The organism is Bradyrhizobium sp. CCBAU 65884 (genome assembly GCF_028128835.1).
In the GTDB taxonomy this organism is placed as follows: Bacteria; Pseudomonadota; Alphaproteobacteria; order Rhizobiales; family Xanthobacteraceae; genus Bradyrhizobium; species Bradyrhizobium ottawaense.
The window spans coordinates 23,558-33,938 of record NZ_LBJU01000079.1 but is presented as its reverse complement, the minus strand read 5'-3'; the positions used below and the strand labels follow the sequence as shown (position 1 = coordinate 33,938).

The 10,381-nt window shown below is 64.1% G+C and carries 8 protein-coding genes; 7 read left to right on the top strand and 1 reads right to left on the bottom strand.

The annotated features are described in order from the left end of the window. The 5 genes from infB to pnp form a co-directional block, all read left to right on the top strand. On the top strand, window positions 1-2,030 hold a 2,030-nt coding region (gene infB, locus XI03_RS04255), incomplete at its 5' end, for a translation initiation factor IF-2 (protein WP_271591423.1). 155 nt (window positions 2,031-2,185) lie between these two features. Then, window positions 2,186-2,632: a 30S ribosome-binding factor RbfA gene (rbfA, locus tag XI03_RS04250; protein ID WP_018319415.1), complete on the top strand. Its 447-nt coding sequence runs from the start codon at window positions 2,186-2,188 to the stop codon at window positions 2,630-2,632. Further along, window positions 2,629-3,750 carry a tRNA pseudouridine(55) synthase TruB gene (gene truB / locus XI03_RS04245; RefSeq protein WP_271591422.1) on the top strand — a complete coding sequence of 374 codons (1,122 nt, stop codon included), beginning with the start codon at window positions 2,629-2,631 and terminating at the stop codon, window positions 3,748-3,750. Before rbfA ends, truB begins: the two co-directional genes overlap by 4 nt. Before the next feature lie 2 nt (window positions 3,751-3,752). Further along, window positions 3,753-4,022, top strand: a complete 270-nt coding sequence (rpsO, locus tag XI03_RS04240; RefSeq protein ID WP_008131787.1) for a 30S ribosomal protein S15 — start codon at window positions 3,753-3,755, stop codon at window positions 4,020-4,022. 376 nt (window positions 4,023-4,398) lie between these two features. Then, the gene (gene pnp / locus XI03_RS04235; RefSeq protein ID WP_038970619.1) at window positions 4,399-6,555 is read left to right on the top strand and encodes a polyribonucleotide nucleotidyltransferase; all 2,157 of its coding nucleotides are present in this window, start codon (window positions 4,399-4,401) and stop codon (window positions 6,553-6,555) included. 112 nt (window positions 6,556-6,667) lie between these two features. On the opposite strand, the gene katG is transcribed toward pnp, so the two are convergent. Continuing rightward, the gene (gene katG / locus XI03_RS04230; RefSeq protein WP_271591421.1) at window positions 6,668-8,833 is read right to left on the bottom strand and encodes a catalase/peroxidase HPI; all 2,166 of its coding nucleotides are present in this window, start codon (window positions 8,831-8,833) and stop codon (window positions 6,668-6,670) included. Between the two features lie 114 nt (window positions 8,834-8,947). Here katG and XI03_RS04225 point away from each other — a divergent pair, with 114 nt between their 5' ends. Next, entirely contained in the window at window positions 8,948-9,874 is a 927-nt protein-coding gene (locus XI03_RS04225; RefSeq protein WP_028139503.1) for a hydrogen peroxide-inducible genes activator, read from the top strand. 7 nt (window positions 9,875-9,881) lie between these two features. Beyond that, a complete protein-coding gene (locus XI03_RS04220; protein WP_271591420.1) occupies window positions 9,882-10,346 on the top strand; it encodes a GNAT family N-acetyltransferase in 465 nt (154 codons plus the stop codon). The last annotated feature ends 35 nt before the right edge of the window (window positions 10,347-10,381 follow it).

Genomic DNA, 10,381 nt, shown 5'->3' with positions numbered 1-10,381 from the left:
GCCCGTTGGGCCGCGCTCCCGCGGTTGCTGCCGGCCCGGACGAGGACGATGGTCCGCGCCAGATCCGCCGCGGCCCCGGCGGCGCCGCGCGTCCCGTGGTAGCCCCCAAGCCCACCCACAAGCCCGGCCCGCAGAAGGAGCGCGGCCGCCTGACGGTCGTGACCGCATTCAATGCCGACGACGTGCGCGAGCGCTCGATCGCCTCGTTCCGCCGCCGCACCCAACGCCTGAAGGGCCATGCCGCGAACGAGCCGAAGGAAAAGCTCATCCGCGAGGTGGTCATTCCGGAAGCGATCACCATCCAGGAGCTCGCCAACCGCATGGCCGAGCGCGCGGTGGAAATCATCCGCATGCTGATGAAGCAGGGCGCGATCCATAAGATCACCGACGTGATCGACGCCGACACTGCGCAGCTGATCGCCGAAGAGCTCGGCCACACCGTCAAGCGCGTTGCTGCGTCCGACGTTGAAGAAGGTCTGTTCGACGCCACCGACGATTCGACCGACACTGAGACCCGCTCGCCCGTGGTGACCGTCATGGGTCACGTCGACCACGGCAAGACCTCGCTGCTCGACGCGCTCCGTCATGCCAACGTCGTCTCCGGCGAAGCCGGCGGCATCACCCAGCATATCGGCGCCTATCAGGTGCTGTCGCCCGAAAGCGGCAAGAAGATCACCTTCATCGACACGCCCGGCCACGCCGCGTTCACCGCGATGCGCGCCCGCGGCGCCAAGGTGACCGACATCGTCGTGCTGGTGGTTGCGGCCGATGACGGCGTCATGCCGCAGACGATCGAAGCCATCAACCACGCCAAGGCGGCGCGGGTGCCGATCATCGTTGCCATCAACAAGATCGACAAGCCCGACGCCAAGCCCGAGCGCGTGCGCACCGAGCTGCTCCAGCACGAGGTGCAGGTGGAATCCTTCGGCGGCGAAGTCGTCGACGTCGAAGTGTCCGCCAAGAACAAGACCAATCTCGACAAGCTGCTCGAGATGATCGCGCTCCAGGCAGATATCCTCGACCTCAAGACCAATTCGGAACGGCCGGCCGAGGGCACCGTGATCGAGGCCAAGCTCGACCGCGGCCGCGGTCCGGTCGCGACCGTACTGGTCCAGCGCGGCACGCTCCGGGTCGGCGACATCATCGTCGCAGGCGCCGAGATGGGCCGCGTCCGCGCGCTGATCTCGGATCAGGGCGAGACCGTGCAGGAAGCCGGTCCGTCGGTGCCGGTCGAAGTGCTCGGCTTCAACGGTCCGCCGGAAGCCGGCGATCGTCTCGCCGTGGTCGAGAACGAAGCCCGCGCCCGCCAGGTCACCAGCTACCGTGCGCACCAGAAGCGCGAGAACGCGGCTGCCTCGATCTCCGGCATGCGCGGCTCGCTCGAGCAGATGATGTCGCAATTGAAGACCGCGGGCCGCAAGGAATTCCCGCTGATCATCAAGGCCGACGTGCAGGGCTCGCTGGAAGCAATCCTCGGCTCGCTGGAGAAGCTCGGTACCGACGAGGTCGCAGCCCGCATCCTGCATGCCGGCGTCGGCGGTATCTCGGAATCCGACGTGACGCTGGCCGAAGGCTTCAACGCCGCGATCATCGGCTTCTCGGTTCGTGCCAACAAGGAGGCCGCTGCGGCCGCCAAGCGCAACGGCATCGAGATCCGCTACTACAACATCATCTACGACCTCGTGGACGACGTGAAGAAGGCGATGAGCGGCTTGCTCGCGCCGACCTTGCGCGAAACCATGCTCGGCAATGCCGCGATCCTGGAGATCTTCAACATCTCCAAGGTCGGCAAGGTCGCCGGCTGCCGCGTCACCGACGGCACCGTGGAACGCGGCGCCAATGTGCGCCTGATCCGCGACAACGTCGTCGTGCACGAAGGCAAGCTGTCGACGCTGAAGCGCTTCAAGGACGAAGTGAAGGAAGTCCAGTCCGGTCAGGAATGCGGCATGGCCTTCGAGAACTACCACGACATGCGTGCCGGTGACGTGATCGAGTGTTACCGCGTAGAGACGATCCAGCGCTCCCTGTAAGTCCAAATCTTACCGAAGCGCCCGGATCTTTTTTGAACTGAAATTGCGGGAGTGCGATGGCCGGATTTTTTCCGGCCATCCACCCCTCTTCGTTTCAACAGGACAAATGACAATGCCCGTGTCCCAAACACGGGCATGACGAGGTGATTTTCGAGATGCCACGCCATCATCAGAAAAAAAATTCCGCACCCGGCGGAGGCTCGCAACGTCAGTTGCGCGTTGGCGAGCAGGTTCGCCACGCGATGGCCGATATTCTGGCGCAAGGCAATGTGCATGATGCGGATCTCGAAGGTCACATCATCACCGTGCCGGAGGTGCGGATGTCACCCGACCTGAAGCTCGCGACAGTCTATGTGATGCCGCTCGGTGGCCACGACACCGCGGTCGTCATCGCTGCGCTCGAACGCAACAAGAAGTTTCTGCGCGGCGAGGTCGCGCGGCGCGTTAACCTGAAATTTGCACCTGATCTTCGTTTCCGCGTCGACGAACGATTCGACGAAGCGGAACGGATCGAGAAGCTTTTGCGAACACCTGCAGTTCAGAAGGACCTCGAACAGGATTTGGAACAGGATCCGGAGACGGATCGGGAAGAAGAACGATGACCATGGACCCGGCTCACGACACGATCAGCGGCGAACAAGCCGATCAGCGCGACGTGCAGAAAAATAATTTTGCGGATCTCGGCGGCGATTCGCAGCCGCATCAGGAGCCGCGCCGCGTCAACAATGATCCGCGTGCCAATGCCAGGCAGAAGGGCAACCAGGTTCGCCGCGACCGGCGCGACGTCCATGGCTGGGTCGTGCTCGACAAGCCGATCGGCATGACGTCGACGCAGGCGGTTGCGGTGCTCAAGCGCCTGTTCAACGCCAAGCGCGCCGGACACGCCGGCACGCTCGATCCGCTCGCCTCGGGCGGGCTGCCGATCGCGCTCGGGGAAGCCACCAAGACCGTTCCCTTCGTCATGGACGGCCGCAAGCGCTACCAGTTCACGGTGTGCTGGGGCGAGGAGCGCGACACCGACGACATCGAGGGCCGGGTGACCGCGACCTCCGACCAGCGTCCGACCCGCGAGGCCATCCTGGCCCTGTTGCCCCGCTTCACCGGGGTGATCGAGCAGATCCCACCGCGCTATTCCGCGATCAAGGTCCAGGGCGAGCGCGCCTACGACCTCGCCCGCGACGGCGAGGTCGTGGAACTGGCCGCCCGTCCGGTCGAAATTCACCATTTAACCCTTGTGGATCAACCGGATAACGACCGAGCCGTGTTCGAGGCCGAATGCGGCAAGGGCACCTATGTCCGGGCGTTGGCCCGCGATATGGGCCGGATTCTCGGCACTTTCGGCCATATCTGCGCGCTCAGGCGGACCCTGGTCGGCCCATTTGGCGAAAACGACATGATTCCGCTGGATCAGCTGGAGGCTTTGTGCGATAGAGCCGCGTCCGGCGAGGGTAGCCTCGCGGACGCGCTTATGCCCGTTGAGACCGCGCTGGACGACATCCCGGCACTGGCCGTCACTCGGGCTGATGCGGCAAGGCTCCATCGGGGCCAGGCCGTTTTGTTGCGCGGACGGGATGCGCCCACTTGTAGCGGCACAGTCTATGTCACGGTGGCAGGCCGTCTTCTCGCGCTTGCTGAAGTCGGCAATGGCGAAATCATCCCCAAGCGTGTGTTCAACCTGACCGGCCTGACTGCCAGCCCCGGTCGCAACGAGAGAAATTGACGATGTCGATTGCCGCAGAACGCAAAGCGGAAGTCATCAAGACGAATGCCAACAAGGCCGGCGACACCGGCTCGCCCGAGGTTCAGGTCGCGATCCTGTCGGAACGCATCAACAACCTCACCAACCATTTCAAGACCCACGTGAAGGACAACCATTCGCGTCGCGGCCTTTTGAAGCTGGTCTCGACCCGCCGCTCGCTGCTCGACTACCTCAAGAAGCGGGACGAGGCGCGTTACAAGGCGCTGCTCGAGAAGCACAACATTCGTCGTTAAGAGTTCTTGCGCGCGCCAACGGCGCGCGTTTTCGCACGTGGTTTCGAACGAAAGCGCTTATTTTAAGCTTTTTGATCGAGGTTGCGTGCACGTCGGATGCGGGCCGTTGACGGCCAGCATCCGGGCATGATGAGCGAAGATCGAAGGTTCGGTGTTCGCATTCGTGCCGACTGACAGTCCAGCAGCAATCCGGCGGCTGGGCACAACGGGCAAGGCGCCCGTATGACCCGAAAGGATGGACGCCATCCGAAATCCAAAAACCATGGCAGGATCGCAGGACGCTGATCACCCGCTTCGATCAGCGCCCCGCAATCTTGCGCATGGTTTTTGTTTTTCGAGCCGTCCTTCTTTCGAGAACCCATGAAAGAAGACATCTATGTTCAATAAGCATTCGGTCGAGATCGACTGGGGTGGACGCACTCTCAAGCTGGAAACCGGCAAGATCGCCCGTCAGGCCGATGGCGCCGTCGTCGCCACCTATGGCGAGACCGTGGTGCTCGCCACCGTCGTCGCGGCCAAGGCGCCGCGCGAAGGCGTCGACTTCCTGCCGCTGACCGTCGACTATCAGGAGAAGACCTACGCTGCGGGCCGCATTCCCGGCGGCTATTTCAAGCGCGAGGGACGTCCGACCGAGAAGGAGACGCTGGTCTCCCGCCTGATCGACCGTCCGATCCGTCCGCTGTTCGTCGACGGCTGGCGCAACGAGACCCAGGTGATCGTCACCGTGCTCTCACACGACATGGAAAACGATCCTGATATCGTCGCGCTGGTGGCTTCGTCCGCTGCGCTGACGCTGTCCGGCGCGCCCTTCAAGGGCCCGATCGGCGCGGCGCGCGTCGGCTTCGCCAATGACGAGTTCATCCTCAACCCGACGCTCGACGAGATGGTCGACACCCAGCTCGACCTGGTCGTCGCCGGCACCGCCGACGCCGTGCTGATGGTCGAATCGGAAGCCAAGGAGCTGAACGAAGACATCATGCTCGGCGCGGTGATGTTCGGTCACCGCCACTTCCAGCCGGTGATCAACGCGATCATCGAGCTCGCCGAGAAGGCTGCGAAGGAGCCGCGCGAAGTCACCGTGATCGACAATTCGGCGCTCGAGAAGGAAATGCTCGGCCTCGTCGAGCAGGAGCTGCGCGCCGCCTACGCCATTCCGGTCAAGCAGGATCGCTACGCCGCGGTCGGCAAGGTCAAGGAAAAGGTGATCGCCCACTACTTCCCGGAAGGGCAGGAGCCGAAATACGACAAGCTGCGCATCGCCGGCGTGTTCAAGGAGCTCGAAGCCAAGATCGTTCGCTGGAACATCCTCGACACCGGCAAGCGCATCGACGGCCGCGACAGCAAGACCGTCCGCAACATCGTCGCCGAAGTCGGCGTGCTGCCCCGCGCCCACGGCTCGGCGCTGTTCACCCGCGGCGAGACCCAGGCGATGGTCGTGACCACGCTCGGCACCGGCGAGGACGAGCAGTACATCGACGCGCTGTCGGGAACGTACAAAGAGACGTTCCTGCTGCACTACAACTTCCCTCCCTACTCGGTCGGTGAGACCGGCCGCCTCGGCGGCACCAAGCGTCGCGAGATCGGCCACGGCAAGCTGGCCTGGCGCGCGATCCACCCGGTCTTGCCGCCGCATCACGAATTCCCCTACACCACGCGCGTGGTGTCGGAGATCACCGAGTCGAACGGCTCGTCCTCAATGGCTTCGGTCTGCGGCGCTTCGCTGGCGCTGATGGATGCCGGCGTGCCGTTGAAGCGGCCGACCGCGGGCATCGCGATGGGCCTGATCCTCGAAGACAAGCGCTTTGCGGTTCTCTCGGACATCCTCGGTGACGAAGACCATCTCGGCGACATGGACTTCAAGGTCGCCGGTACCGAGCAGGGCATCACCTCGCTCCAGATGGACATCAAGATCGAGGGCATCACCGAAGAGATCATGAAGGTGGCACTGGCCCAGGCCAAGGATGGTCGTATCCACATCCTCGGCGAGATGGCCAAGGCGCTCACCAACGCCCGTGCCGAGCTCGGCGAATACGCGCCGCGCATCGAGACCTTCAAGATCGCCACCGACAAGATCCGCGAAGTGATCGGCACCGGCGGCAAGGTGATCCGCGAGATCGTCGAGAAGACCGGCGCCAAGGTCAATATCGAAGACGACGGCACCGTGAAGGTCGCCTCCAGCGACGGCGAGGCCATGAAGGCCGCGATCAAGTGGATCAAGTCGATCGCCTCCGATCCGGAAGTCGGCCAGATCTATGACGGCACCGTCGTCAAGGTGATGGAGTTCGGCGCCTTCGTGAACTTCTTCGGCTCCAAGGACGGCCTCGTCCACATCAGCCAGCTCGCCTCGGCGCGCGTGCAGAAGACCTCCGACGTCGTCAAGGAAGGCGACAAGGTCAAGGTCAAGCTGCTCGGCTTCGACGACCGCGGCAAGACCCGCCTGTCGATGAAGGTGGTCGATCAGACCACCGGCGAAGACCTCGAAGGCAAGGGCGGCGAGGGCGAGAAGGCCCCGCGCGAAGCCGCCGGCGAGTAAGCGCTCGCTACACTGCAGAAGAACGAAAGGGCGGCCGAAGGGCCGCCCTTTTTGTTTGTGTCCGCCCCGGGGTGACTTGCACCTCTCCCGCAAGCAGGAGAGGTGCAGCGACTTACGCCGCGATGTCGTACCGGTCGAGGTTCATCACCTTGGTCCAGGCCTTGGCGAAGTCCTTCACGAACTTCTCCTTGGCGTCCGAGGTGGCATAGACCTCGGCGTAGGCGCGAAGCTGCGAGTGCGCCCCGAAGATCAGGTCGACGCGCGTGCCGGTCCACTTGACCGCATTGGTCTTGCGGTCGCGGGCTTCGTATGTGCCGTCGGCCGCCGGGGACCATTGGGTGCTCATGTCGAGCAGGTTGACGAAGAAGTCGTTGCTGAGCGTTCCCACCTTCGAGGTGAGGACGCCGTGCTTCGAACCGTTCGCATTGGCACCGAGTACGCGCAAGCCGCCGAGAAGCACCGTCATCTCCGGGCCGGTGAGCCGGAGCAGTTGCGCGCGATCGACCAGGGCTTCTTCCTGCTGCATGAACTGATGCCGCTTGCCGATGAAGTTGCGGAAACCATCAGCGCGCGGCTCCAACGGAGCAAAGGAGGCAGCGTCAGTCTGCTCCTGCGAGGCGTCCATCCGGCCCGGCGTGAAGCCGACCTTGACGTCGACGCCGGCATCCTTGGCGGCCTTCTCGACCGCGGCAGAACCGCCGAGCACGATGAGGTCCGCGAGCGAGACCTTCTTCGCGCCTGAAGACGCGTTGAAGTCCTTCTGGATCGCTTCGAGCTTGCCCAGAACCTTGGAGAGCTGAGCCGGCTGGTTCACCTCCCAATCCTTCTGCGGGGCAAGACGGATGCGCGCGCCGTTGGCGCCGCCGCGCTTGTCGGAGCCGCGGAACGTCGAGGCGGACGCCCAGGCGGTCGAGACCAGCTCGGAGACCGACAGACCCGAGGCCAGGATCTTGCTCTTCAGCGCCGCGATGTCCTGCTCGCTGGCCAGCTCGTGATTCACGGCCGGAATCGGATCCTGCCAGATCAGCGTCTCCTTCGGCACCAGCGGGCCGAGATAACGCTGGATCGGACCCATGTCGCGATGGGTGAGCTTGAACCAGGCGCGGGCAAAGGCGTCCGCGAACTGAGCTGGATTCTCCAGGAAGCGACGCGAGATCTTCTCGTAGGCCGGGTCGAAACGCAGCGAGAGGTCGGTGGTCAGCATGGTCGGCCGATGCTTCTTCGACTTGTCGAAGGCATCGGGAATGATCGCGTCGGCGCCCTTGGCGGTCCACTGGTTCGCACCGCCCGGGCTCTTCGTAAGCTCCCATTCGTAGTTGAACAGGTTCTCGAAGAAGTTGTTGCTCCACTTGGTCGGCGTCGCCGTCCAGGTCACTTCGAGACCGCTGGTGATGGAATCACCGGCGAGGCCCGAAGCGTGCTTGCTCTTCCAGCCGAGGCCTTGATCCTCGAGCGCGCCCGCTTCCGGCTCCGGACCGACCAGCGACGGATCGCCCGCGCCGTGTGTCTTGCCGAAGGAGTGGCCGCCGGCGATCAGCGCGACGGTCTCTTCGTCGTTCATCGCCATGCGGGCGAAGGTCTCGCGGATGTCCTTGGCCGCGGCAACCGGGTCCGGCTTGCCGTTCGGGCCTTCCGGATTGACGTAGATGAGGCCCATCTGCACCGCGCCGAGCGGCTCGGCGAGCTGGCGTTCGCCGCTGTAGCGCTCATCACCCAGCCACGTGCCTTCGGGACCCCAATAGAGCTCTTCCGGCTCCCAGACGTCGGCGCGGCCGCCGGCGAAGCCGAAGGTCTTGAAGCCCATCGATTCCAGCGCGACGTTGCCGGCGAGAACCATCAGGTCGGCCCAGGAGAGCTTGCGGCCGTATTTCTGCTTGATCGGCCACAGCAGCCGGCGCGCCTTGTCGAGGTTGGCGTTGTCGGGCCAGCTGTTGAGTGGTGCGAAACGCTGCTGGCCGGCTCCGGCGCCGCCACGGCCGTCGGTGATGCGGTAGGTGCCCGCGCTGTGCCAGGTCATACGGATCATGAGACCGCCATAGTGACCGAAGTCGGCGGGCCACCACTCCTGCGAGTCCGTCATCAGCGCGGTCAGGTCCTTGACGACCGCGTTAAGGTCGAGCGTCTTGAATTCCTTGGCATAGTCGAATTCGTCGCCCATCGGATCGGACAGGCCGGAATTCTTGTGCAGCATCTCGATGCTGAGCTGAGTTGGCCACCAATCGCGGTTCGCTGGCACGCGTTTTCCACCCGAAAACGGGCACTTCGAAGTGTCGTCCATGAATACCTCCTCTGGTGGCGTCGAACTCGCGCCTTTGACCAGGTAGAACCACTCTAAGCGTCGCGTCCTATCAGGTAAAGTTGACTTTAATGATCGCTGCGATAGGATTTTCTGATGATAAACCTGACGCTGCGCCAGCTCCGGTATTTCGACGCCCTGGCGCGTCACGGCCATTTCGGCCGCGCGGCTGAGTCCTGCTCCATCTCGCAACCGGCCTTGTCGATGCAGATCAAGGAGTTGGAGGAGACGCTCGGCGGCCTGCTGCTGGAGCGCAGCGCCCGGCAGGTGGCGCTGACCCGGTTCGGCGAGGAGCTCGCGCAACGCGTTCGCGACATTTTGCGCTCGGTCGATGAGCTCGGCGATTTCGCCCGCGCCTCGCAGGATCGCTTCGCCGGTCGCCTGCGCATCGGCATGATCCCGACGATCGCGCCGTATCTGCTGCCCACCATCACCAAGAATCTCACGCGCATGCATCCGGAGCTCGACATCCGCGTGCGCGAGACCATGACGCCGCGATTGATCCAGGAGCTGGTGGAAGGGCGGCTCGACACCGCCATCGTGGCCCTGCCGGTGTCCGAGCCTTCGCTCACCGAGGTCGCCCTGTTCGAGGAGAAATTCCTGCTGGTCCGGCCGAGCGCGGATGAGGGGACCCCGGCGCCGTCGCGCGAGATGATGCGCGAGATGCGGCTGTTGCTGCTCGAAGAGGGACACTGCTTCCGCGATCAGGCGCTGTCGTTTTGCAACATGCAGTCGGCGCCGCCGCGCGAGATGCTGGATGCCAATTCGCTGTCGACGCTGGTCCAGATGGTCAGCGCCGGCATCGGGGTCACGCTGATCCCGGAGATGGCCGTGCCGGTGGAGACGCGATCGGCGTCGGTCTCGCTCGCGCGCTTCCTCGATCCGCAGCCATCCCGCACCATCGGCATGGTCTGGCGCAAGACCAGCCCGTTGGCGCGGCAGCTGCTGCAAATCTCCGAAGTGGTGTGCCTGTCGGCCGGCAAGGTGCGCGCACGCCCGCCTGTGCGCAGCCAGCGGGCCTGAGGCTCCGATGTCGCACCCGATCATCCGCCCCGCCCGCGCCGACGAATACGACGAGGTCGGCCGCGTCTGGATGGAGAGCTGGGTCTCGACCGGCCTCGGCGAGGCCAGCGACTTTCTGCTCGCCAATCTCCGCGCGCGCATCCGACGCGAGATCGAGAACGGCTGGAGCCTGTTCGTCGCCGATGATCGCGGCACCATCGCCGCCATGCTGGCGCTGCATGTGCCAAAACTCTATCTCGACATGCTGTTCGTCGCGCCCGACTATCAGGGTCAATCGCTCGGGCGAAAGCTGCTCGCCTTCACGCGCACGCAAATGCCCGACGAGATGCACCTGCGCTGCGTGCGCGAGAACGAAAAAGCCTGGCGCTGGTACGAGCGCGAAGGTTTCGTGTTCGAGAAGCAAGAGATCGAGCCAGCGAACGGGTTCATGATGAAATATTACCGGTGGAAGCGGCAGCGACCAACCGGATAGACCACGACCTCCGGGTGCAGCTTGCGGTTGTCACC

Coding starts and splice junctions, on each gene's coding strand:
- rbfA (WP_018319415.1), top strand. CDS start 2,186: ATGCCACGCCATCATCAGAAAAAAAATTCCGCACCCGGCGGAGGCTCG.
- truB (WP_271591422.1), top strand. CDS start 2,629: ATGACCATGGACCCGGCTCACGACACGATCAGCGGCGAACAAGCCGAT.
- rpsO (WP_008131787.1), top strand. CDS start 3,753: ATGTCGATTGCCGCAGAACGCAAAGCGGAAGTCATCAAGACGAATGCC.
- pnp (WP_038970619.1), top strand. CDS start 4,399: ATGTTCAATAAGCATTCGGTCGAGATCGACTGGGGTGGACGCACTCTC.
- katG (WP_271591421.1), bottom strand. CDS start 8,833: ATGGACGACACTTCGAAGTGCCCGTTTTCGGGTGGAAAACGCGTGCCA.
- XI03_RS04225 (WP_028139503.1), top strand. CDS start 8,948: ATGATAAACCTGACGCTGCGCCAGCTCCGGTATTTCGACGCCCTGGCG.
- XI03_RS04220 (WP_271591420.1), top strand. CDS start 9,882: ATGTCGCACCCGATCATCCGCCCCGCCCGCGCCGACGAATACGACGAG.